At 44.7% G+C, this 23,300-nt stretch carries 19 protein-coding genes; 15 read left to right on the forward strand and 4 right to left on the reverse strand.

The window, feature by feature from the left end; translation table 11 throughout:
- Nucleotides 1-96 precede the first annotated feature (96 nt).
- The 11 genes from MuYL_RS18385 (at nucleotide 97) to MuYL_RS18435 (ending at nucleotide 16,133) form a co-directional block, all read left to right on the forward strand.
- Nucleotides 97-2,532, forward strand: a complete 2,436-nt coding sequence (locus tag MuYL_RS18385) for a zinc-dependent metalloprotease (protein ID WP_094571944.1) — start codon at nucleotides 97-99, stop codon at nucleotides 2,530-2,532.
- A 33-nt stretch (nucleotides 2,533-2,565) separates the two neighbouring features.
- The gene (locus MuYL_RS18390) at nucleotides 2,566-3,582 is read left to right on the forward strand and encodes a Gfo/Idh/MocA family oxidoreductase (RefSeq protein ID WP_094571945.1); all 1,017 of its coding nucleotides are present in this window, start codon (nucleotides 2,566-2,568) and stop codon (nucleotides 3,580-3,582) included.
- A 43-nt stretch (nucleotides 3,583-3,625) separates the two neighbouring features.
- Complete coding sequence (locus MuYL_RS18395; protein WP_157740956.1) at nucleotides 3,626-4,114, forward strand: TlpA family protein disulfide reductase; 489 nt, start codon at nucleotides 3,626-3,628, stop codon at nucleotides 4,112-4,114.
- A 164-nt stretch (nucleotides 4,115-4,278) separates the two neighbouring features.
- On the forward strand, nucleotides 4,279-6,828 hold the full coding sequence (locus MuYL_RS18400) for an outer membrane beta-barrel family protein (RefSeq protein ID WP_157740958.1): 2,550 nt from the start codon (nucleotides 4,279-4,281) through the stop codon (nucleotides 6,826-6,828).
- Nucleotides 6,829-7,242: 414 nt separating this feature from the next.
- Nucleotides 7,243-9,222, forward strand: coding sequence for an AAA family ATPase (locus tag MuYL_RS18405; RefSeq protein ID WP_094571948.1), 1,980 nt, complete (start codon nucleotides 7,243-7,245; stop codon nucleotides 9,220-9,222).
- Nucleotides 9,223-9,414: 192 nt separating this feature from the next.
- Entirely contained in the window at nucleotides 9,415-10,629 is a 1,215-nt protein-coding gene (locus tag MuYL_RS18410) for a hypothetical protein (RefSeq protein WP_094571949.1), read from the forward strand.
- A 147-nt stretch (nucleotides 10,630-10,776) separates the two neighbouring features.
- Nucleotides 10,777-12,129, forward strand: a complete 1,353-nt coding sequence (dgt, locus tag MuYL_RS18415) for a dGTP triphosphohydrolase (RefSeq protein WP_094571950.1) — start codon at nucleotides 10,777-10,779, stop codon at nucleotides 12,127-12,129.
- Nucleotides 12,110-12,832: a hypothetical protein gene (locus MuYL_RS18420; protein WP_094571951.1), complete on the forward strand. Its 723-nt coding sequence runs from the start codon at nucleotides 12,110-12,112 to the stop codon at nucleotides 12,830-12,832. Before dgt ends, MuYL_RS18420 begins: the two co-directional genes overlap by 20 nt.
- Entirely contained in the window at nucleotides 12,825-13,568 is a 744-nt protein-coding gene (locus MuYL_RS18425) for a hypothetical protein (RefSeq protein WP_094571952.1), read from the forward strand. Before MuYL_RS18420 ends, MuYL_RS18425 begins: the two co-directional genes overlap by 8 nt.
- Before the next feature lie 311 nt (nucleotides 13,569-13,879).
- The gene (locus MuYL_RS18430) at nucleotides 13,880-14,962 is read left to right on the forward strand and encodes a hypothetical protein (RefSeq protein ID WP_094571953.1); all 1,083 of its coding nucleotides are present in this window, start codon (nucleotides 13,880-13,882) and stop codon (nucleotides 14,960-14,962) included.
- Between the two features lie 754 nt (nucleotides 14,963-15,716).
- Complete coding sequence (locus MuYL_RS18435; RefSeq protein WP_157740960.1) at nucleotides 15,717-16,133, forward strand: hypothetical protein; 417 nt, start codon at nucleotides 15,717-15,719, stop codon at nucleotides 16,131-16,133.
- A gap of 81 nt (nucleotides 16,134-16,214) precedes the next feature.
- On the opposite strand, the gene MuYL_RS18440 is transcribed toward MuYL_RS18435, so the two are convergent.
- Nucleotides 16,215-16,763: a hypothetical protein gene (locus MuYL_RS18440; RefSeq protein ID WP_094571955.1), complete on the reverse strand. Its 549-nt coding sequence runs from the start codon at nucleotides 16,761-16,763 to the stop codon at nucleotides 16,215-16,217.
- Nucleotides 16,764-17,155: 392 nt separating this feature from the next.
- Here MuYL_RS18440 and MuYL_RS18445 point away from each other — a divergent pair, with 392 nt between their 5' ends.
- The 4 genes from MuYL_RS18445 (at nucleotide 17,156) to MuYL_RS18460 (ending at nucleotide 21,347) form a co-directional block, all read left to right on the forward strand.
- Nucleotides 17,156-18,604, forward strand: coding sequence for a circularly permuted type 2 ATP-grasp protein (locus MuYL_RS18445; protein WP_094573025.1), 1,449 nt, complete (start codon nucleotides 17,156-17,158; stop codon nucleotides 18,602-18,604).
- Nucleotides 18,605-18,744: 140 nt separating this feature from the next.
- On the forward strand, nucleotides 18,745-19,680 hold the full coding sequence (locus MuYL_RS18450; protein WP_094571956.1) for an alpha-E domain-containing protein: 936 nt from the start codon (nucleotides 18,745-18,747) through the stop codon (nucleotides 19,678-19,680).
- A 94-nt stretch (nucleotides 19,681-19,774) separates the two neighbouring features.
- Nucleotides 19,775-20,743 carry a transglutaminase family protein gene (locus tag MuYL_RS18455; RefSeq protein WP_094571957.1) on the forward strand — a complete coding sequence of 323 codons (969 nt, stop codon included), beginning with the start codon at nucleotides 19,775-19,777 and terminating at the stop codon, nucleotides 20,741-20,743.
- Nucleotides 20,744-20,894: 151 nt separating this feature from the next.
- The gene (locus tag MuYL_RS18460; RefSeq protein WP_094571958.1) at nucleotides 20,895-21,347 is read left to right on the forward strand and encodes a hypothetical protein; all 453 of its coding nucleotides are present in this window, start codon (nucleotides 20,895-20,897) and stop codon (nucleotides 21,345-21,347) included.
- Nucleotides 21,348-21,437: 90 nt separating this feature from the next.
- Here MuYL_RS18460 and MuYL_RS18465 read toward each other — a convergent pair whose 3' ends face one another.
- From MuYL_RS18465 to MuYL_RS18475, 3 genes are all read right to left on the reverse strand, one after another.
- Nucleotides 21,438-21,959: an REP-associated tyrosine transposase gene (locus MuYL_RS18465; RefSeq protein ID WP_094571959.1), complete on the reverse strand. Its 522-nt coding sequence runs from the start codon at nucleotides 21,957-21,959 to the stop codon at nucleotides 21,438-21,440.
- A 133-nt stretch (nucleotides 21,960-22,092) separates the two neighbouring features.
- On the reverse strand, nucleotides 22,093-22,635 hold the full coding sequence (locus MuYL_RS18470; RefSeq protein WP_094571960.1) for a hypothetical protein: 543 nt from the start codon (nucleotides 22,633-22,635) through the stop codon (nucleotides 22,093-22,095).
- 128 nt (nucleotides 22,636-22,763) lie between these two features.
- On the reverse strand, nucleotides 22,764-23,285 hold the full coding sequence (locus MuYL_RS18475; RefSeq protein WP_094573026.1) for an REP-associated tyrosine transposase: 522 nt from the start codon (nucleotides 23,283-23,285) through the stop codon (nucleotides 22,764-22,766).
- Between the last annotated feature and the right edge of the window lie 15 nt (nucleotides 23,286-23,300).

Raw genomic sequence — 23,300 nt, forward strand, 5'->3', positions numbered from 1 at the left:
AAAGCTGGTTATCAGTCCGGTTATGCTAATATACCTGTCAATTGGGTTATATTGATTAAAATTAATACTTTAGATTGAACAATCCTATAGTGTACAATGAAAAAAATATACTTCCTTATTTTACTGGCAATTACTTTGGCCACAGCGGTAAATGCACAAAAACCTGCCGACATTGAATCAAAAGTGAAAGGACTAACCAAATACACCGGTTATTTCAATTTTTACTGGGACGAAAATACCGGCCGCGTTTTGCTGGAGGTAGATAAACTGAATACCGAATTTTTATACGTAAACTCTTTACCTTCAGGCGTTGGCTCGAACGACCTGGGGCTGGACAGAGGCCAAATTGGCGACAGCCGCATTGTTAAATTTGTAAAAAGCGGGCCAAAGATCCTGCTGATACAGCCAAATTACGCTTACAGGGCAGTGAGCAATAATGCGGATGAACGAAAGTCGGTTGAAGAAGCATTTGCACAATCGGTAATTTGGGGCTTTAAAGCCGAAGCGATTGATGGGGATAAAGTTTTGATAGATTTTACCCCTTTTTTGCTGCGCGACAGCCACCACCTGGCCGACCGCCTGGGCAGCAGCGACCAGGGAAATTTTAATTTAGATGAATCGCGTTCGGCTATTTACCTGCCAAATACCAAAGGCTTTCCTGAAAACTCGGAATTTGAAGCCACTATAACGTTAGACGGTAAGGCCAAAGGCAGCGAAATAAGCTCCGTTACGCCCGACCCTAATTCAGTTACGGTAAGGATGCACCACTCCTTCATTAAGCTCCCGGATGACAATTACAAAGTACGCAAGTTTGATCCGCGTTCGGGGTTCTATGACATGAGCTACATGGATTATGCCACGCCTATAGACCAACCCATTGTTAAACATATGCTTACGCGGCATCGCCTTCAAAAAAAGGACCCTTCGGCGGCGATGAGCGAAGCGGTAAAACCTATTGTTTATTACGTTGACCGTGGCGCGCCCGAACCTGTGCGCACCGCATTGATGGAGGGTGCAGCCTGGTGGAATCAGGCCTTCGAAGCTGCCGGGTACAAAAATGCATTCCAGGTAAAGCTGTTGCCGGAAGATGCCGACCCGATGGACATCAGGTACAATATTATTCAGTGGATTCACAGATCAACCAGAGGTTGGTCATACGGAGCCTCTATTGATGACCCGCGCACCGGTGAGATCATAAAAGGGCAGGTATCGTTAGGCTCCCTACGCGACAGGCAGGATTTCTTAATTGCCGAGGGCCTGCTGCAACCATACGAGGACGGGAAACCTGTAAGCGGTAAAATGTTAAAAATGGCTATTGACCGTCTGCACCAGCTGGCCGCACATGAAGTTGGGCATACACTTGGCCTGCAGCACAATTTTGCGGCAAGTACCAATAACAGGGCATCAGTAATGGACTACCCGCCGCCGGCATTCACCATGGGTACCGATGGCGCTATTGACCTTTCGAATGCTTATACCACCGAAATTGGCACCTGGGATAAACGGGCCATTTTATATGGATACCAGGATTTCCCTGCGGGAACAAATGAGGATGATGCACTGAATAGCATTTTAACCGAAACACTGAAACAGGGACAACTGTTTATAACCGATGAGGACGCAAGGCCCGAAGGCGGCGCGCACCCCCTTGCCCACTTATGGGACAATGGCAAAAACGCCGCCGACGAATTGAACCGGTTAATGGATATTCGCAGGAAACTGCTTGATAATTTTTCAGAGAAAGCTATCAGGCAGAACGCGCCAATGGCAACAATAGAGGAGCCGTTAGTACCGATATATCTTATCCACCGCTACCAGGTTGAGGCTGCCTCCAAAATGCTGGGAGGCCTGTACTATACGTATGCCGTGAAAAACGACGGGCAGCCAACTACCCGTTTCGTTCCGCCGGCCGAGCAGTGGAAAGCCTTTAATGCACTGATGCTTACCATAAGCCCCAATGCATTGGCGCTCCCCGAAAAACTACTGGAAAAGATTCCACCACGACCGGATGGTTATCCCAGAACAAGGGAGCTGTTTAAATCTCGCACCGGGCTTACGTTCGACCCGATGGCTGCTGCTGAATCTGCGGCAGCAACCACTTTATCGTTCATGCTACAGCCGGAACGGGCCGCACGGTTAGTTGAATACAATTCAAGGGATGTTAATCAGCCCGGCTTAATTGCTGTAATTGACAAGCTAATTGCTGCTACATGGAAAACACCGCAACAAGGCGGCTACAAAGGCGAATTACAGCGAATGGTGAACAATTTAACCTTAAAACAGTTATTAACGCTTGCCGCCAATACCCGTGCTCCTGAAAGCGTTCGGGGAATTGCACTGATGGCTATTGACGATTTAAAACGGTGGATGTACATCAGCCTCCGTTCGGCGGGCGACAATACCAACAATAAAGCAAATTTGATATTCGGACTTTCGCAGATCAGTGCGTTTGAAAAAGAACCGGCCCAATTTAAACCGGCCCAGCCCGTCGCTATGCCGGATGGCAGCCCGATTGGGGAAGGCGATTTCTGATGTTCAGTTTCAAATTTATACTAATTTAGCACGATGTCAAAACCTATTATAACCGGCCTGATGGCCTACGGAATGTCAGGCCGCATTTTTCATACGCCATTTTTAACTACTAATCCAGGCTTTACCTTAAAAGCCATAGTGGAGCGGCATGAGAAAAAAGCAGCAGCGCGTTACCCTGATGTGATGAGTTATAGCACTATCGATGAGCTGCTGGCCGATGATGAAATTGAACTCATTGTAGTAAACACCCCAAATAACACTCATTTCGACTTTACGATAAAAGCGCTGAACGCCGGCAAACATGTTTTACTGGAAAAACCGGCGGCAGCAACCGGCGCTGAAGTTAAGATCATGTTTGATTTAGCGCGAGAAAAGAACCTGCACCTGATGCTTTACCAAAACCGCCGTTACGACAGCGGCTTTATGCTGGTAAAAGAGGTGATTGAAAGCGGCAGGCTGGGCGAACTGATAGAGGTACACATGCGGTTCGACAGGTACAAGACTGCCCTTAGCCCGAAAGCATTCAAAGAGAAAAAGGAGAACGAAGCCAATGGCCTTGTTTATGACCTGGGGCCCCACCTTATTGACAACATTATAGCCTTGTTTGGCAAACCGTTAAGCTTCCAAAAAACCACCGGCATCTACCGGGAAGGATCAGAAGTACCGGATTATTTCAACTATCACCTTAAATATCCAAATCAGTTAAATGTGTATTTAACCTCGGGCCTGCTAATGGCCGAAGTGCTGCCGGGCTTTGCAGTTTACGGAACACTTGGCAGCTTCGTAAAAGAACGCTGTGATACCCAAGAGGCCCAGCTTGACCACGGCATGATGCCAACTGACCCCGGTTTCGGCATTGAACCTGAAGGCAGCAACGGTAAACTGGTAATTATGGGCCCTGATAATAAAAGGAATGTTGAATACCTGCCGGCCCCAAAAGGCAACTATAATGGTTTATTTGATGCCGTTTATCATACAATCCGTAATAACGCGTTGTTCCCTGTGACGGAAGAGCATGTTGCCTGGCAATTAGAATTGCTTGAAAAGTAAAAATGTCGTATATATGCCCCTTGTGAACTTACAATTAAAAACAATGAAGAAATTAGTGTTCTTTTTATGCCTTATAGCAGCCGTTAGCTGCACCAATGCACAAAGCTTTACCCCTCCGGCTGCTATACCTCCTTACAAGATACTCACTACAGACAGCGTTACCATAACCCCTGCAAATCTCAGGAAGAATATGGCTACCATGATCATCTACTTCGCGCCGGATTGCAGCCATTGCCAGCACATGATGTATGAGCTAAAAACGCACATGAAAGAGTTTAAAAATGTGCAGGTGGTAATGATCACATTTGTGCAGCAGATTAAAGCCATACAGGTATTTGCCCGCGATTTTGACCTTAAAAAGTACCCTAACTGGACAGTAGGCACCGAAGGATATACCTACAAGGTTCAGCAATATTACCATGTTGCTACTACCCCGTACATTGCCTTTTATGACAAAATTGGCAAACCGGTAAAATACATTGAAAAGGACCCAAAAGTTGAAGACATACTGGCTACTGTTAAGAAACTGTAACCTCCATTTCCAAAACATAACAAAGGAATCCTGCTGAAAGACCAGGGTTCCTTTTTGTTGATACCGTTGCCATTACGGTGACTTCCAGCGCTATTGCTAAACTAGCGTCACCAAAAAATTACCTTAAAATATCAACAAAGTTACAAGCATTGTTCCTGTACAAAATGGAAAAAGGTCATTTTTGCGGCATGAATTTGATAAAATCCATCTTTTTTACGCTTTGTATATTTTCATTTATAAACCTGAAAGCACAGCAAACCACGGATGGCGGAACTATATCCGGCAAACTGGTTGATGCAGCTACTAACCAGCCGCTTGAACTGGCTACCGTTTCGCTGGTTAACAAATCAGACAATCATCCTGTAAAGAGCATGCAGACTGACCTGAACGGCAGCTTCTCGCTCACCGGCATCCCGGACGGCCGTTATCTTTTGCGGGCAACATACGTAAGCTACCTGTCGTTTTTGAAGGATAGTATCAGCATCACCCCGGCAAACCGCACCATTAGCCTGGGCAATATCAAGCTGCGCCAGGGCAAGGGCCTGCTGAAGGAAGTGGTAGTAACCGCCCAGAAAAGCCAGATCCAGCTGGGGATTGACAAGAAGTCGTTCAACGTGGAGCAGAGCTTGGTAAGCCAGGGCGGATCAGCTACCGACCTGCTGGCCAATGTACCGTCGGTGCAGGTGGATGTAGATGGTAACCTCAGCCTGCGCGGATCCAGCAATGTGCGGGTACTTATCAACGGTAAACCGTCGGCGCTTACCGGCGGCAACATTGCGGATATCCTGCAGTCTATCCCGGCCAGCTCTATTGAGACCATCGAAGTGATCACCAACCCATCGTCCAAGTACGACGCGGAGGGCCAGTCGGGCATCATCAATATTGTGCTGAAAAAGAACGTGCAAAAAGGCTTTACCGGCTCTGCATCCTTATCAGCAGGTACCCAAAACACCTATAACGGCAACGCCAGTATTGCTTATCAGAACAGCAAGGTGAACGTTTATGCCAACTACAGCTACCGCAAGGGCACCCGCGTTGGCGATGGCTTCAGCAATAAGACCACCATTGCCGATTCTATCAACCAAACACAAAACCAGGTGCAGAACCAGCAGTTTACATTCACGGGGCAGAACATCCGCGGCGGCATCGATATTAACCTCGACCCTAAAACCACCCTGGGCTTCTCGACAAACGTGAACATCCGCGACCGCGACCGCCTTCAAACCGGCAGCACGCTGATTACCCAGAACGGCATCCTGCAGCAGCGCATTGGCCAGAACAACGCCTCTAACGGCAGCGGCACCAACCTCGACTTCAACATGGACTTTAGCCATAAGTACAAGAAAAAGGGCGAGGAACTTACCGCTAATGTGAACTATGGCACCGATAAGAACAACAACTTTGACAACCTGATAAGCGAGTATAACGACTACATCACCCCATCGTACCTGCTTACCCAGCAGAACAACACCACTGTGGGCAAGGGTAAGAACTGGAACATCCAGGCCGACTACACCCTGCCGCTTACCAATGGCAAGCTGGAAGCGGGCGTTCGCAGCACCATCAACAACAGCGACGACAACTATGTAGTGGATACCCTGAACAATACCAGCGGCGGGTTCGACTATAACCCATTCCTGAGCAACCGCTTTATCTATAAAGAGAATATCAACGCGGCCTATACCAATTACCAGCACCAGTTCGGCAACTTTGGGTTACAGGTTGGCCTGCGCCTGGAAGATGCCCATATCCGCACCTCGCTGGTTGACAGCGTGACCGTGCCGCACAAGCAGGACTATTTCCGCGTGTATCCGAGCGTGTTTTTGAGCGAGAAACTATCTGAGGACCAAACGCTGCAGCTGAGCTACAGCCGCAGGGTGTCACGCCCGCGCGACAGGCAGCTTTCGCCGTTCCTGGACCAGAGCGACCGCCTCAACTACCAGCAGGGTAACCCCGACTTACGACCCGAGGACACCCACTCGTTCGAGCTGAGCTATATCAACTACTGGAAGACACTTACGCTTACCTCGTCCCTGTACTACAGGCTTACCAACGGCAACATCCAGCGTATTACAACCCCGCTGAGCCCAACCAACCTGGATACCACGCTAACTACCTTCGAGAACATCAAGAGCGCATCAAACGCCGGATACGAGCTGATAGCAAAGGTGAGCCCGAGCGCAGCGCTGGACTTTACCGCGAACCTGAACGTGTACTACCGTCACATTGACGGCGACCCCGCACTTGGCTTAACCACCACATCGGGTTATGCATGGAACGGCAACCTTACCGGCAACTACAAACCGTTCAAAAAGCTGGGCATCCAGCTGCGCGGCGACTACCAGGGGCCACAGGTGATCCCGCAGGGTAAGATGAAGGCCATGTACGGTTTAGACGGCGGTGTGAAGTACGACATTACCAAACAACTGAGCTTTAGCGGCAACGTGCGCGACATCTTTAACACGCGCAAGTTTCGGTCAGACATCAACATCAATACCCCATACTTTGCATCGAACCAGGTATCGGAGCGCAGGTTTTCAACCCGAACAGCCATCTTTACCCTCGCATACCGCTTTGGTAACAACGGCATCCCGCAAAAACGCAAAAAGGACAACCAGCAGCAGGACCAGGACAACGCCCCTGACGACAGCGGCACCCCGCAAGGCGGAGCAGCCACCGGCGGCGGTCCGCAGCAGCTGAAGCCTAAAGGATAAGCACAAAATACTTCAAATCTACCTACAAAACGAAAGGCCCGCCACAACAGCGGGTCTTTTTTTGACCCTGTATGTAGCTCAAAAATCAGAAAGGACAGCAAAGACCGAACACCAGCAGCAAGCCTGTCCCGCGGAACAAGTGTGATCAGGCGGAACAAGTGGAACAAACGGAACAAGAATAAACCGGCGGCAACGGATACAATCCCCAACCCTTCCCCAACCCTCTTTGCGCAGCAGAGAGGGTCGCCCGGCGAAGACCAGGCGGGGTGAGTCAAAACGCCAATGCATTTACGCCATTGCTGCCAGCCCCCCGCCCCACCCTTCCCCCACTACTGACAAAACACTGTCAGCACTTCTCTCCAAAATAACCCCGATCTTAGCGCTATCCCTCACCGCATCCCGCGCACCCACACCATGAAGCAGCAAAACAAAGAACCCCTTTACATCCCTTTCGTACGCCCCGCGGCAATCGAAAGCATCCGCGACGCCGCCCGGCCGCCCCTGCCCGCCGGCATGGACCCCGACCTCCTGCCCGGCGATGAACTGCCCCTGCCCGAACCCGAACCTCACGACTTTCCCGCAGAGGAAGAAGACGAAGAAGAAGACACCGCAGCCGGTAACAGCTACCGGTACGACAATAACGGCGCCTTCATTATCCGCACCGGCGAAGACTGGCTGCTGGACCATACCCCCATCCCCGAACCTACCATGCTGTTCGGCAAGTTCTGGCACCGGGACGAGCTATGCATCCTGTTTGCTGATACCAACGTGGGCAAATCCGTGCTGGCCGTACAAATTGCCGACAGCATCAGCCGCGGTCGCCCCATAGCGCCCCTGCAAATGGACGCCCCCGCCGTACCCGTGCTGTATTTCGACTTTGAGCTGAGCGACGCGCAGTTTCAGCACCGCTACAGCACCCCCGCCGACGGCAAATACCCCTTCACCAAAAACTTTTGCCGCGCGCAGCTCAACCCCTGCTCTGCCAAGCAAAACAAGTTCAGCAGCTATGAAGAATTTATTAATAACGAGATCGAGAACGCCCTGCTGGCCTACCAGGCAAAGGTGCTCATCATTGATAACATCACCTGCCTGCGCTATGGCACCCAGTCGGCCGCCGGGGCGCAAAACCTGATGCAGTACCTGCAAAACATTAAGCGCAAATACAATGTCTCTATCCTGGTGCTGGCCCATACCCCCAAGCGCAACACCGCCAAACCGCTGTCGCGCAACGACCTGCAGGGCAGCAAAATGCTCATCAACTTTGCCGACAGCGCCTTCGCCATCGGCGAGAGCCAGCAGTCGCCCGGGCTGCGTTACCTTAAGCAGATCAAGCAGCGCAGCAGCAGCGAAACCCACGGTGCCGAAAATATTTGTCTTGGCCAAATAGTAAAGGAAAGCAACTTCCTGCATTTCCGCTTCGGCGGGCACGGCCACGAAACCGACCACCTTACCCCTTATACCGAACTATACCGCAAAAACACCCAAAACCGCATCGGGCAATTGAAAAAGCAGGGCCAAACCATCCGCCAGATCGCCGCCCGGCTGGGCTTGGCCACCACCACCGTATTCCGCACCCTGAAACGGCTGGAAAGATGTGAGGAAGGTGAGGAATTTGCGGATGTGCAGACGAAAAACGAAGAAACGGATGAGCGCGAAAGAAATGTCATGGTGAGCCTGTCGAACCACGACATGCGCATAGGCCCTGACGATGCCCCTACAGAGCGCAGCAAAAGCGCCGGAAATGTAATGTTAACCCCGCCGAACCACGATGTGCGCAAAAGCCCCGAAGCTGCTGAAATGCGAACAATTAATAACGTCCCCCCTGTCATCCTGAACGACAGTGAAGGATCTTCTCCGCACGCCTCTCTTGTCATCCTGAACGACAGTGAAGGATCTTCTCCGCACGCCTCTCTTGTCATCCTGAACGACAGTGAAGGATCTTCTCCGCGCGAACCCGCCGATAAGTCTGCGCCCAATAACCCGCTGACCCACCCGACACAACAAACGGATGAGCACGAAAGAAATTTCACGTTAACCCCACCAAACCACGATGTGCACAAAGGCCATGATGAGCGCGAAAGGAATGTCATGGTGAGCCTGCCGAACCACGATGTGCGCAAAGGCCCCAATGAGCGCGAAAGGAATGTCATGGTGAGCCTGTCGAACCACGATGGGCGCAAAGGCCCCGATGTTGTCTTTACGGAGCAAAATAACCATCCACCACTCCCCGGCACTCCCATGCATGTAACCGGCAAAAACTTTGCCCTCTACAAACAATACCAAAAAGAAATGGCTATGCTGAAAGCCGATGAACGTGCTAATGAGCGGCGCGGTAAATACGCTGGGGAGGCGGAGGGGACTCAACGGAGTTCTAAAGTCAGTTTAAAATTTTAATGTTACTGAGGACAACGATTCGTTAATTCTTCTTATCCATTTGGGATTTGGCGACAAAACCAATAGTACAAAAATATTTGATGTATTTATTCGAAATTTGATATTCTCCTTAAAAACAGTAGCTTAGGGCAGATAAATTATTAACAGGTTTTAAAATCTTTAATAAAACCATTAACCTAATTACTTATTACAATGTCAAAATTTTATAAACAACTCCTGGAACATCAATTGCTTGATGAGGACAACACTTTAGTGACTATCAAGAAATCGTTGAAGCTAATTGAAGGCACAGAATACTACAATCAGTTAATCGATTTATTTAAAATTGATGTAGAGTCAAGTGAAATAATCCCGCTAAAGGGCTTGAATACGCTTATCAATTCAATATTAGCAAAAGATCAACAGTTTAAAAAGTTCGACTACCAGGTAAATTTGTCTGATGTTTCATTAAATAGATTTACTGAATCTGGTTCAGCTATTCTTAATATTTTATTAAGTAAAGATCAAACATCAGAAGATAAGGAAAAGGTTGTCATTGCCGAAACAGTTTACAATTCAAAAAGCGACTACTTCGAGAGTGCCTATAAGTTAGATACATTTGCCAAATTTTGCCAAAAGGAAGGCCATCTTAGACTGCTAAAAGATAATATTGATCATCTTAATGAGCATTACCATAATTCAAATGATTTTAATAAAAACTTCAGGTTACTAAAAGATCAAGAGGGCACTTATGTTCGTGCTATAACTTCAACAAGCCACTATAACAATTACGGGAATAGGTTTTCTTTATTTGTAGCTATAATATCACTAAAGAATTTAATGACTTCAAAAGGATTGAGCTTTAAAATTAATAGAGCGGAATACGATGAATCTGTCATAAATGTATTTTTCGAAAAAACAGGAGTAAAAAATATTAAAGGTGTTGGTCAGGTAAAATTTATTGTTGAAATGTCTAATGATGAAATAAAGCGAGGAGCAATGAAATTTGCAGCTGTATTTTCAATAATTGCAAATGGACATGAAGTTTATGTTAAACCTGAAAAACTAAAAACGGAATTAGTTTCAATTCAACATAATTTTAAAACTGATACGGTTTTTAAATATTTAGGCAGCCTAAATGATTTTATAGAACAGGCAGAAACAGAGGTAATGAACGATATAGGCGAACTTGGAAATATAAATAAACCCGATGAGTTGAGGCATTTGCTTCTTCGAAAAGTGGAAGCAGCTAAAAATATTGATGTTAAAAAAAACAAAGTAACTATCACCAAACTTCTCCAAAATAAAATCAATTCATTATCTGAGTTAATTGTGCTAATGAACAAAGTGGACTTGATTGTTTCGAACCTTGAGACAAAAGAGTATTTGCGTTACATGTTTTATGATGTTTTAAAAGGAAAAAAGTAAAATAGGAAAACATCAAAACACTCCCGGCAAATAGTGTTTATATTTTGTTCTTAAGTAAGGCATATGCTAAATATTAAGTCTTATAGTTTAAGTAGGTACATTTAGTTATAAATTTAATCTACTTTCGACAATCCTAAACTTAATCAGATGGACTGGAAAAAATATTTAAATACAAAAAGGCTTCGTGTATCCAAAAGAGATAAGACCTCAGATTTCAGGAACGAATTTGAAAGTGATTTTGGAAGGGTTATTTTTAGCCCTGCGACAAGAAGAATGCATGACAAAACACAAGTTTTCCCCTTGACTACCGATGATAATATTCATTCACGTTTAACCCATTCAATGGAAGTAATGTCAGTTGGGCACTCATTATCTTTGAACTTATGTGAAAATGATTTATTTATAAATAAAGTAAAAAAGGAAAAATCTACTTTATTAAGGCAAATACCTGTAATAGTAAAAAATGCATGTTTGGTTCACGACATTGGCAATCCTCCATTTGGACACTTCGGAGAAACTGTTATCCAAACTTATTTTGAAAAACTTTTTGGATCAAATGAAAATAAGCCGCTCCAAAAATTCACTTTGACAAAAGAAGAAAAAGAAGATTTTATATTTTTCGATGGAAATGCACAAGGCTTTCGACTACTAACTAAATTACAGATTTTAGATGATGCATATGGTTTAAACTTAACTTTTGGTACTCTGGCTGCTTATTTAAAATACCCAAACACAGGAGAAAAAAATAACAATATAATATCGCAAAAAAAACGTGGGGTTTTTCAGTCTGAAAAAAACTATTTGAATACTATTGCTAAGGGTAGCGGTCTTTTAATTAAAAATAAAATTATACGTCATCCCTTGTCATTTATAATGGAAGCAGCAGATTCAATTTGTTATTTAGTTATGGATATCGAAGATGGCTACAAAAAAAAATGGTACGACTATAAGTTTGTTAAAGAAAAATTAAGCGATATTCCAGGGATGCTGGAAACCTTTGAATATATTGATAGTAAATTTAAAAGCGAAATATCCAAAATGGTAAATCTCAGATTAGCATTAATAAAGCGTCTCGTGATTTTAGCCGATAAAAATTTCGTTGACAATTTGGAAGAAATCTGCAAGGGAGAATATAACTTAGAATTAATTAAAGATGACACACATAACTTGGCAAAAAAATTGGCATTGTTTTGCTATGAACATATTTTTTCTCACAAGGACATTATGTCACTGGAATTGACGGGGCACTCTGTATTAACAGGATTATTGGATTATTATATCGAATTTTGTTTTCATCAAAAATCAGATTATAGGAATAGAGCCGTGGGTTTAATTTCTAAAAGTACTGTCAAAGTAGCTATGCTCGAAACAAAATGTTCCAATTTCGAGGAATTAACTGATTATTATAAATTAAGAGTTATTGTCGATTTTATATCCGGGATGACGGATCAATATGCTTTAGATCATTATCAAAAATTGAGTGGCCAAAAAATTAATTGACATAAAAAGGAATATAGATTCTTCTGGTCCACGTTTTTACAAATATCTACACGATCTAATTCATGAAGATATTATGGAAAAATTGGATCTTTTATGTCTAAAAACTGATGTGTTTTTATTTAGCGGGATTATTCGGAACTATTTTTTAAATATTTATCTTAAAAGAGATATTGATGTTGTGATTGGTGGTGAAATAAATATTTATGAAGAATTTAAAGGATTACCTATCACTAAAAATAGTTTTGGCGGCTTTAAAATACTATTTCCTTCTGGACCTTTAGATTTATGGTTTATTAAAGACACATGGGCTTTCCAACATCGTCAAAAGACGTTAAATTTTAGTTTAGAAAAAAAAATCCCTGAAACAGCCTTTTTTAACTTTTCTACCATTATTTTCTCTCTAAGCAAAAAGGAGTTCCATTACTCAGAACATTTTCCGAGATTTCTGAAATACAAAGAATTAGATTATGTATATAAATCAAACCCGAATTACCCATTATGTGTAATTAATACTTTATATTATTCAGAAAAATACAATCTTTCTATTTCAGTTAAACTATTTTCTTTTATTAAAGAGTTGCATCTCAATAATTTTTATAATTATGATGATATTCAATTAAAGCATTTTGGAGAGATAATGTACTCTTCTGAAGAAATAAACACAAAATTATTAGGTGCAAAAAAAATCAATAGACATGATTGAAGAATACGCTCTTAGTTCTAAAAGTATCTATCAAATCTTGATAAAAAAAGGTATACAATCATTTCATCATGTAAATACTATGGCAACATCCATTACGTTTATTCGTAATAATGCATTGCTAACTCGAAAGTTTGTAGAGGATAATAATTTACCACAAACTGTTCAAAACTCTGATCCTATTGATAAGGAATATGGGCTCTGGGATGATATTTTTTTAGATGGGTTAGACCTACACCAGCACTTTAATAGAAATAGTCCTTATGGGCCTATCATGTTTAAGATTGATTTAAAAATTTTAACACTTCCCGATTTCCAGAATGTTTATATAACCAAAGATAATCCTACAAATTGGCGTTCAAAACCTAATTGGGATGATAGATATTATAAAAATATTGAAGAGTTTGCAAAGGATTATAGAAACAGTGGAAGAGTTAGGGATGGACAAATCATGTTTACATTTAAAAATTGCAGTGATAAAATAAAATTAAATAAATTTTGCAGAGAAATTATTGTGGATAATCCACACATACTATTGAAAGACAATATTAGAAGTCTGGGAACTTTAGCTCTAAGTAAAATCGTTTCCGAATTAAGCAGTAATAAATTATCACATATTCCTGTGACTTTAAGACACAATGAAAATACTTTACCATTTTGTTGGTGTGTCAAAAATTATGGTCAAATGCAACTATTCAATAAAAGCGAACTTATACTACGTTTTAGTTCCAATATATAAGCTTCGACTGTTAAGTAGCGGAATAAAAAATGGCTTTCTGCCCCCGCTGCCGCAACCGTCCTCGGCTTTTGGCCCGCGTTCAGGTAGCCATCAGGCAAAGCAGGACAATGCCTATTATTACCAAATTGTTTGATTTGTATATAACTGCCGGACTTGAATTACTAAATTAGCGGACTACGTGTCAGCAGATTACTAAGCAACGGGCGACAAGCGACACGCCTGCGACAGCGGGGAAATTGTAAGCACCGGATAATATTTGTAAATATTTATTATCTTTAGCTAACAACCTTTTGTCACCTTAACCTTAAAACATGGAAGCACAACAGCTGCCGCGTGCCAGGCACATTATATGGATTATTTTACTTGGCGCAGCCGGATTAATGGGCACCATTAGCTACCTGACCTGGGACCTGAAGATGAGCGCCCACAGCGTTCAGCACTGGGCGGTGAAAGATGAATCCGGAACGGTTATCAGCGGACAAGCTGCTCTTATAGACACGCTGCGGGTGGTAATTCATCCCAACAGCATGAAGCTTCCCGCCCCGGCCAAACTGCCAAAACCGGATGTTACAATCAACTATGCCGAACTGTACCTGACTTATAATACCCCGTTTTTAATCTGGATGGTACTTTTTTCGGTAACCGTTGCCTGTGCAATGGCCCTGGCCCCGGTGGTATTAAAAACCATCCGGGATATTTACAGCATGTTCGGACAAAAATGGACCAATATAGGCAATGCCATGCTGGTTGTTTTGCTGCTCGGCATTTTTATGTCGGTCACTAACCAAAACCACTATGTGCTGATGTTATTTACCTTTTTAAAAGACAGCCATGTGCTGCTGAACCACCCCTGTGTGCTTAACCTATTTATTTGTATCGGCCTGCTTACCGGCCTGGCAGCCATGTGCGGGCAATTGCTCATTAACGACGCAATTGGCGCATTGCCGGATGACGTAGCGGGTATGGAAACCGGGAAATTAGCGGTAGCGGCGAGCAATTTTTCGCTGCTAAGGGGGCGGCTTAAGTTTTTATTGTCGGTTGATGCGGCAATAATTGTACTGTCTATTTTAACCACGGATGCACTCCGGCGCGCCATTATACAAGAGGTGCAGGTAACCGGCACCAACAAAAATGGCATTTTCCCGCAGGAATTTGCCTATATGTACGGCATGGTGTTTACCCTGTACCTGGCCTTGCTGTATTTGCCCATTTATTACCGCCTGCGCAGCAAAGGGGCATTTATGGTAAGGAATGTGCCGGATACAGATGAAGGAAAAAAGCTTTCAGCAAAATTCCTGATCGCCGAAACGCCGCTGGAAAGCTTTAAAGTTGCCTTATCCATTCTCGCCCCCGTAGTGAGCGCGCTACTGCCGGGCATCATCAAAATAGTTTAAGGATGCGTGCCGGTTAGGATCACCACTTTTTCAGCACCCTCTCCTTTGGAGAGGGCAGGGTGAGGCATCCGGGAATCCTTAAAATAACTTAAGTATACGTGCCGGTTAGGGTCGCCACTTTTTTAAAACCCTCTCCTTTGGAGAGGGCAGGGTGAGGCATTCGGGCATCATCAAAATAGTTTAAATATGCGTGCCGGTTAGGATCGCCACTTTTTTAGCACCCTCTCCTTTGGAGAGGGCAGGGTGAGGCATCCGGGCATCATCAAAATAGTTTAAGTATGCGTGCCGATTAGGATCGCCACTTTTTTAAAACCCTCTCCTTTGGAGAGGGCAGGGTGAGGCATCCGGGCATCATCAAAATAGTTTAAGTATGCGTGCCGGTTAAGGTCGCAACTTTTTAAAACCCTCTCCTTTGGAGAGGGCAGGGTGAGGCATCCGGGCATCATCAAAATAGTTTAAGTATGCGTGCCGGTTAGGATCGCCACTTTTTTAGAACCCTCTCCTTTGGAGAGGGCAGGGTGAGGCATCCGGGCATCATCAAAATAGTTTAAATGAACGTGCCGGTTAGGATCGTAAGCCCGCCCTTGTAACGATGCGAACCTGCCCGGCCAACAGCAGCTAAAGTCTCCCTTTGGGTGGAGATTCAAAGGTGGCCAAAAAGCCTTTGGGAATAACCCTACCTGCCTGCACAAATTATTTAGCGCTATTGTAGCAAAGTGCAAACCGCTTGCGTAATGTATTAAAAACCAAGGTTATGAAGCTAAAATACCCCCTCCTGATGGCAGCGGCAATTATACTGTTTGGCTGTAATAAAAACAACAGCACCGGCCCAACGCTGCCTGCCACCAAATACAGCGGCCGTTTCATCGCCGACGAAAAATCCGACCCGTTTAGTACCGGCCCCATCACCAATGCAATTACAGTAACCTTTAACGGCAGCCGTTACAGTTCTGCCGCCGAAGGTTCGCCTTTCGCCGCAGATGCAAGGGGATCTTTTAAAATCAGCGGTAATACCATTCAGCTGGTTGACAGCCTGGCGCACCCTGCCAACTTCGACTTCGGCCTGGTATTATCAGGCACCTACAGTTACAGCACAAAATCCGACAGCCTGGTGATGATCAAAACCGCCGGACAAAACACCTATACCTACAAACTAAAAAAGATAAACTAATCAGCAATTATCGAACACCGGAAATTAACCAACCTCCGGTGTCCGGTAGTTTTAACAGGTCACTTCAACGCCAACGGCCAACTACTTCTTCCGCACCAGCACGTTAAAATCAACGCCCGCTACTGACATTTTTTTCCATTCGCCATTTTCAAAGTGGTAAGTGCCGCCATTAAACAGGCCAATGGCAAAATGATTGTCGCCATGATAAGTCTGCAGCCATTCAACAGCTACCAGGATGTCGTTTTTTGCGGTGATGTTATACGGTTCAAGATCTACGGTTACGCGGTTCTTGCCTTTGGGTACCGCGCCGTAAATGGGTGTGGTTGCCAGGTTTTTGCCGGGTGCCACGTTGTTAAATTCGTAAATGTTTACTTTAAATTGCAGGCTGTCGTTACTGACGTTATCCATGTCGAAATTAAACTTTAGCAGCTGCACAGGTTTGCTGCCGGCGTTCATCTTAATGCCGATCTGGTTGCCCTTAGCCAAATCAAAGCTGCTCCTTGCCGAACCCGACCGCGGTTTGTTGCCGATAAGTTTGGTGCCTTTTTGGGCCTGTGTGCCAAATGCGGCAACCATAAGCAGGGCAGCCATTAAGGTAATGCGTTTTAATTGTGAAAATACAGGTTTCATAATGTTTTGATGTTTAATATACCTGCAAGACGACAACCCGTAAAAAATGGTTGCATGGGGATTTTAAAATTGCTGCAAACAAATGGCGTTACGGAGGCTTATTATTGGCTGACGCAGCGTCGGCCGGGTGGGTAAATCTGCACGCGATGTTAACGCCAATCCATGGCGGGTTCACGCTCCCCTATAGTAAACTTAAAGTTAAAAATTGCTTTTTTGATACTAAAATCGCGATTTTACCTTGTTTACATTGCCAACTTTAGTATTATTATCAATTTATATTAAAAATATCTTAAAATAAATGTCAAATAATTCGCTTTTATACAAAAACACTTCATAAATTACGGTTTTTAAAATAACTTGTTGTTATATTATAATTTTTAGTGTTTTTAGGTATGCAGGAATCTGGTTATTTTGATAAATACAGCCCCATAAGCGGCGTTTGGGACGAAATGTATGGCGCGGACACCAACGTGCGCGACCATTACCGCAAGGTAATAGAATATATTTCGGGAGAGTCGGCAGATGATTTGAATAAGAAAGAAGAGCTGGCCAAGCGCCTGTTCATGAGCCAGGGCATTACCTTTACGGTGTATAACAGCGGCGAAGGCATCGAAAAGATCTTCCCGTTTGATATTATCCCACGCATAATTACCGCCGATGAATGGGCCTTTGTTGAACGCGGCATTAAACAGCGGCTAACGGCCCTTAACCTGTTCCTGAAAGATGTTTACCATAACCAGTTTATTATAAAAGACGGCATTGTGCCGATAGATATCATTTACTCGTGCCCGCATTTTTTACGGGAGATGTACCAGTTGCAGGTGCCGTATGACATTTATGTGCACATCAGCGGGATAGATATCATCAGGGATTATGACGGCACCTTTTATGTGCTGGAAGATAACCTGCGCACCCCCAGCGGCGTAAGCTACATGCTGGAGAACCGCGAGATCACCAAGCGCCTCTTCCCCGATCTGCTGCCGCAATGCGGCGTGCGGAGCGTTACGGAATATCCTACCATCTTATACAAAAATTTACTGGCCCTGTCGCCGCGGCAAATCAGCAACCCTACCATTGTGCTGCTGAGCCCGGGCATTTATAACTCGGCCTATTTTGAGCATACCACGCTGGCCCGCCTGATGGGCGTTGAGCTGGTAGAGGGCCGCGACCTGGTGGTGAACAACCATAAGGTATATATGAAAACCACCACCGGCTTGCAGCAGGTGGATGTAATTTACCGCCGTGTAGACGATGAGTACCTTGATCCGCTGGTGTTTAACCCGGGCAGCATGCTGGGCGTTGCCGGCATTATGGGTGCCTACCGCAAGGGCAACGTAGCCATTGTAAATGCCATTGGTACCGGCGTGGCCGACGATAAGGCGGTGTACGTTTACGTGCCCGAGATGATCCGCTATTATTTAAATGAAGAACCGATCCTGAAGAATGTACCTACCCACCAGCTGGGCAACGCCGATGAGCGCGACCATGTGTTTCAAAACATCAATAAAATGGTGATCAAAAAAACCAATGGCAGCGGCGGTTACGGCATGCTGATGGGCCATGCGGCAACTGAACAGGAGATTGAAGAATATAAGCTGGAGATTATGAAAGATCCGCGTAACTTTATAGGGCAGCCCACCATCAGCCTGTCGTCGGCACCGTGCTATATGCAGGGCGAATTACAGCCCCGCCGGATAGACCTGCGGCCGTATGCGCTGTACGGCCCCGATGGTATTGAGATTGTACCGGGCGGGCTTACACGGGTGGCCCTTAAAGAAGGTTCGCTGGTGGTGAACAGCTCGCAGGGCGGCGGCAGTAAGGACACGTGGGTGTTGGCGTGAAGAAGTAGTAATCAGCGGGGAATACAGTTAAAAGAAAGTCGATAGTCCATGGCCGATGGTCCATGGCAGCGGATAAAAACTTATAAATATCATTACTATGGTCTGTCGTCCATTGGCGATGGACTAAATAAATCAAATACATGTTAAGCAGGGTAGCAGCAAGTTTTTATTGGTTAAGCAGATACATTGAGCGCAGCGACGGTATGTTGCGCATGCTGAAGATCAACTACGCATCGAGCCAGGACACCATCCAGGAATTTACCTGGGCACCGGTGATCAGGATTTTTGCCGGGCAGGGCGAGGAAGAGACCGAGCGCCTGGACAACAACACCCGGGCGGTATTAAAATATATGGTTACCGGCAAGGATAACCCCAACTCTATTTTAAACATCATCACCCTCTCGCGCGAGAATGCCCGCGGGGTGCAGGAACACATCCCCAAGGACCTTTGGCAATGTCTTAACGAATATTACCATACCGTTAAGGACCCTAAAATAGAGAAGGCCCTGCAACGGGAGGACCCGATCGGCGTGCTCGACATCCTGATTAAACAAGTGATGCTGTATTACGGCACCGCCGAGATCACCATGGAGCGCGGCGAGGGCCGCAGCTTTATGAACATTGGCAAGTACCTGGAACGCGCCATCCAGAGCGTGGATATCCTGGATACCAAATTCGGCTCCGTAAGTGATAACCCCGACCTGCTTACCGATACCAGCTACTGGAAGCATTTGCTGTTGTCGCTGGGCGGATACGAGCTTTATTTAAAAACCTACCGCGAGGGCTTTGAGGCCAGCAACATCCTGGAGCAGGTGGTGCTGAACAATGATTTCCCGCGGTCGGTGATCTACTCGGTGAACAACATCCAGCGGTATTTCGACAGGCTAAAAAACAACAGCAACGCCGACGATTTCAGGGAGCTTTCTTTCCAGATTGGCCGCTTGCAGAGCCGCATCAAATACAGCTCGGTAAGAAGTATTGAGCAGGATGGGCTGCACCAGTATTTAACACAGATCCGCAAGGAGCTATACGGAATAGGAAACGCACTGAATGCCCATTATTTCGCGAATAGTTAGGAATTAGTGACCAGAGAACGGAGATTAGTGATTAGGGGAGATTAATAAAGAAACCTCTCCGCATAATTAAAAACAATACGATAATACCACTGCCATGCCAGATTTTGAAATTCAACATATTACCCGTTACATTTATGAGGGCCCCGTGCGCGACAGTGCCAACCAGATTATCCTGTACCCCATAAAAGATGAGTACCAGGACATTATTAAGCAGGAGCTTAACATTACCGGCAACCCGCAGGTGGATACATACATTGATTATTACGGCAACGAGGTAGGCAGCTTTACCTACAGTCAGCAGCATACCATGCTTACCATTAACTCAAAAATATGGGTAACTACCCGGCACCGCGCATTGCCCGTAAGCGACATTTTCCCCTCGCAGCAGTGGGAGGACCTTCGCCGCCTGCAGTTTGTAGTGCCTTACATTGACTTTTTAAAGCAGGAATATTTTGAGGGCCTTAATGAACTGAAACTGATTGTGGACCAGGAAAAAACAAAGGACGATACCCCTTACCATGTTGCCCTGCGCTTTTGCCAGTATGTGTTTGACAACTTTACCTACATAAAAGGCGTTACCGGCGTTGATACCACGCTCGACGAGATCTGGAAGCTGAAGGCCGGCGTTTGCCAGGACTTTGCACATATTCTTACCGAAATGCTGCGCATGGTGCAGATCCCCGCCCGGTATGTGAGCGGTTATATTTGCACCAGCCGCAACAACATGCGCGGCGAAGGTGCCACCCATGCCTGGGCCGAAGCCTACATCCCCGATTATGGCTGGCTCGGCATCGACCCTACCAATAACTGTATTGCCAACGAAACCCATGTACGCCTGGCCGTGGGCCGTAATTTTTCGGATTGCTCGCCGGTAAAAGGGGTTTATAAAGGATCATCCAACCACCGGCTGGAAGTGGCCGTATCGGTTGATGACGAAAACGTTTTAAACAATAACGATCAGACCGAACTTAACCCCGCAGTAACCATCGTATCCTCTGCCCCAAAAAACAGCTACCAGCAGTATATGGAGATCATTCAGCAGCAACAACAGCAGCAGCAGTAGTAGGTAGTGGCAGTTACCAGTGAAAGTAGCTACATATATAGTTCAATCCAAGTGTTATATTTGGACGATCTAAATTTCAGCAGATTTGAAATACATTGTCACAACAGTACTGCTAATTACGTCTGTTTTTTCGCACGCACAAGCAAGCACGATGCCTCAATGGTTTCTGGAATCATTTAAAAAGCATCACCTGAATGATCGGTATGAAATCAAACCTTACCTTAAACCAGGCTTTCTGCAAGCTGACTTTAACGGAGACGGTGTAATTGACATAGCTGTACCTGTAACAGAAAACAAAACCCATAAAGGCGGCATCCTGCTCATTCATGGCAACACGGGTGAATGGTTCGTTTTTGGAGCGGGAACCAATTTCGGTAATGGATCTGACAACTTTTTAAATTGGCTAAAGAAGTGGAAGCTTTACCGGGATAAAGTTGTTTACGAAACAACTTTCGATAAAGATGACAATATCACTGGAAGCCGAACCGTAAAGTTAAAAAGACCAGGTATAGAGTTACTGATGCTGGAGAATATAGCGCCAGATCCGGTAGCTGTGATCTGCTGGAACGGCAAGAAATACATTTGGATTCATCAGGGTGAGTAAACTGCCGCGGTTGGATTTATCTTGCCGCATCCGCCCGTTCAAGCATTTTGCTTGAATGCCAATAATTTAAGCGTCCCGCTTAAATTCAAATTAATAAATAATCTTCAACGGGCTTTCCGGATTAGCACTGCTATACCAGTAGTCATGTGCTGCACCTACAAATCCTGCCCTTACCGGATTCTCATGAATGTAATCGATCTTCTGATCAATAACCGCCGGCGAATAGAGTAATACCGGGTAATTCCCATTCTGCCAAAATTGATGATTTTCATTTAGCGGGTTATACTTGCCGGCGTGTTCAAACGCTTTAATCATCCATTCCCGCCTGCTTTCACCTGCATTATTGGCGATCAGTTCAAAAAGCTTTTTAGAAGTATATGATTTAAAACGTCCCAAAACTTCTCCTAACGAGCCATCCGTCACATTGGCTACAAGGTGTATGTGGTTTGTCATGATTACATAGGCATAGATGTTCATATTTTTATGTTGCTGAGAATATTGAAGGTTTTCAATAATAAAATCGCTGTACTCCCGCCTCGTGAATACGTCTATCCAGTCTACTACGGTAAAGGTTGCAGAATAAAGCTCGTCGGTTGAGGCATTGCGTGACATGAAATAAATATGGGCTTTTATTTAAAAAATAGCAATGGTTTTTAATTTAAGCGGGACGCTTAAATTTTTTGGTATCCAAGCAAAATGCTTGGACAGGCGGGTGGCCTGCAATACCTGCCAGGTTTGGTCTATATCAAGATGTAGGAGTATCTGTTTTAAGCATTTTAGGTTTAACGGCACGTCCAATAGCATATATAACGGAGCCTATGAACAAACCCTGTAGTAAAATTAACCACAAAAAGTTTAACGAAAGTTGGGTAGCCATATAATCTCTTTGCAAGGCTGTAATATCAATAATAAAAAACTCAATTACCCAACCAAGATTCATTAAAAACGAGAGGGTCAACAACACGTACTTATTACGCCCCAGCTTTTTGAACAACAACAATAAAGGAAAGAGCGTGTTGGGCACAAGCATTATATAATAGACGAAACCGTAGTAGTCCGTAGCTCTTCCCAAAAAACTAACGTTTGTGGCAGGCGAAAAGTAGGCTATAAAGTAATAACTAATATTCAATCCGGCATAAACCAAAATGAGCCCTTTTATAATTTTAAAAGCATTGGTATTATCTGTTTTTAAAACATTACCAACAAGCATTATCGATAGAATGCTTATAAACAGACTTTTTATAAAAATGCTATTGATAAAATAGGTTAATAGGTGCAAAACTTTCATCGGCTTAAATTAATTATTAATCGCCACAAAAAGAAAGAATGCATAGACTGTAATATTCCGCCGTTATTCCGCCCGTTCAAGCATTTTGCTTGAATGACAATAATTTAAGCGTCCCGCTTAAATTCAAATTAATAAATAATCTTCAACGGGCTTTCCGGATTAGAACTGCTATACCAGTAGTCATGTGCTGCACCTACAAATCCCGCTTTTACCGGATTCTCATGAATGTAATCGATCTTCTGATCGATAACCGCCGGCGAATAGAGTAATACCGGGTAATTCCCATTCTGCCAAAATTGATGATTTTCATTTAGCGGATTATACTTGCCGGCGTGTTCAAACGCTTTAATCATCCATTCCCGCCTGCTTTCACCTGCATTATTGGCGATCAGTTCAAAAAGCTTTTTAGAAGTATATGATTTAAAACGTCCTAAAACTTCTCCTAACGAGCCATCCCTGACATTTGCCACAAGGTGTATGTGGTTTGTAATGATCACATAGGCATAGACGTTCAGGTTTTTATGTTGCTGACAATACTGAAGATTTTCAATAATAAAATCGCTGTACTCCCGCCTCGTTAAAACGTCTATCCAGTCTACTACGGTAAAGGTTGCAAAATAAAGCTCGTCGGTTGAGGCATTGCGTGACATGAAATAAATATGGGC

It is taken from the genome of Mucilaginibacter xinganensis, from assembly GCF_002257585.1.
Taxonomy (GTDB): Bacteria; Bacteroidota; Bacteroidia; order Sphingobacteriales; family Sphingobacteriaceae; genus Mucilaginibacter; species Mucilaginibacter xinganensis.

Bases quoted from the DNA above. Each gene is read 5' to 3' on its own strand.
- MuYL_RS18385 (WP_094571944.1), top strand. From the start codon at position 97: ATGAAAAAAATATACTTCCTTATTTTACTGGCAATTACTTTGGCCACA.
- MuYL_RS18390 (WP_094571945.1), top strand. From the start codon at position 2,566: ATGTCAAAACCTATTATAACCGGCCTGATGGCCTACGGAATGTCAGGC.
- MuYL_RS18395 (WP_157740956.1), top strand. From the start codon at position 3,626: ATGAAGAAATTAGTGTTCTTTTTATGCCTTATAGCAGCCGTTAGCTGC.
- MuYL_RS18400 (WP_157740958.1), top strand. From the start codon at position 4,279: ATGGAAAAAGGTCATTTTTGCGGCATGAATTTGATAAAATCCATCTTT.
- MuYL_RS18405 (WP_094571948.1), top strand. From the start codon at position 7,243: ATGAAGCAGCAAAACAAAGAACCCCTTTACATCCCTTTCGTACGCCCC.
- MuYL_RS18410 (WP_094571949.1), top strand. From the start codon at position 9,415: ATGTCAAAATTTTATAAACAACTCCTGGAACATCAATTGCTTGATGAG.
- dgt (WP_094571950.1), top strand. From the start codon at position 10,777: ATGGACTGGAAAAAATATTTAAATACAAAAAGGCTTCGTGTATCCAAA.
- MuYL_RS18425 (WP_094571952.1), top strand. From the start codon at position 12,825: ATGATTGAAGAATACGCTCTTAGTTCTAAAAGTATCTATCAAATCTTG.
- MuYL_RS18430 (WP_094571953.1), top strand. From the start codon at position 13,880: ATGGAAGCACAACAGCTGCCGCGTGCCAGGCACATTATATGGATTATT.
- MuYL_RS18435 (WP_157740960.1), top strand. From the start codon at position 15,717: ATGAAGCTAAAATACCCCCTCCTGATGGCAGCGGCAATTATACTGTTT.
- MuYL_RS18440 (WP_094571955.1), bottom strand. From the start codon at position 16,763: ATGAAACCTGTATTTTCACAATTAAAACGCATTACCTTAATGGCTGCC.
- MuYL_RS18445 (WP_094573025.1), top strand. From the start codon at position 17,156: ATGCAGGAATCTGGTTATTTTGATAAATACAGCCCCATAAGCGGCGTT.
- MuYL_RS18450 (WP_094571956.1), top strand. From the start codon at position 18,745: ATGTTAAGCAGGGTAGCAGCAAGTTTTTATTGGTTAAGCAGATACATT.
- MuYL_RS18455 (WP_094571957.1), top strand. From the start codon at position 19,775: ATGCCAGATTTTGAAATTCAACATATTACCCGTTACATTTATGAGGGC.
- MuYL_RS18460 (WP_094571958.1), top strand. From the start codon at position 20,895: ATGCCTCAATGGTTTCTGGAATCATTTAAAAAGCATCACCTGAATGAT.
- MuYL_RS18465 (WP_094571959.1), bottom strand. From the start codon at position 21,959: ATGTCACGCAATGCCTCAACCGACGAGCTTTATTCTGCAACCTTTACC.
- MuYL_RS18470 (WP_094571960.1), bottom strand. From the start codon at position 22,635: ATGAAAGTTTTGCACCTATTAACCTATTTTATCAATAGCATTTTTATA.
- MuYL_RS18475 (WP_094573026.1), bottom strand. From the start codon at position 23,285: ATGTCACGCAATGCCTCAACCGACGAGCTTTATTTTGCAACCTTTACC.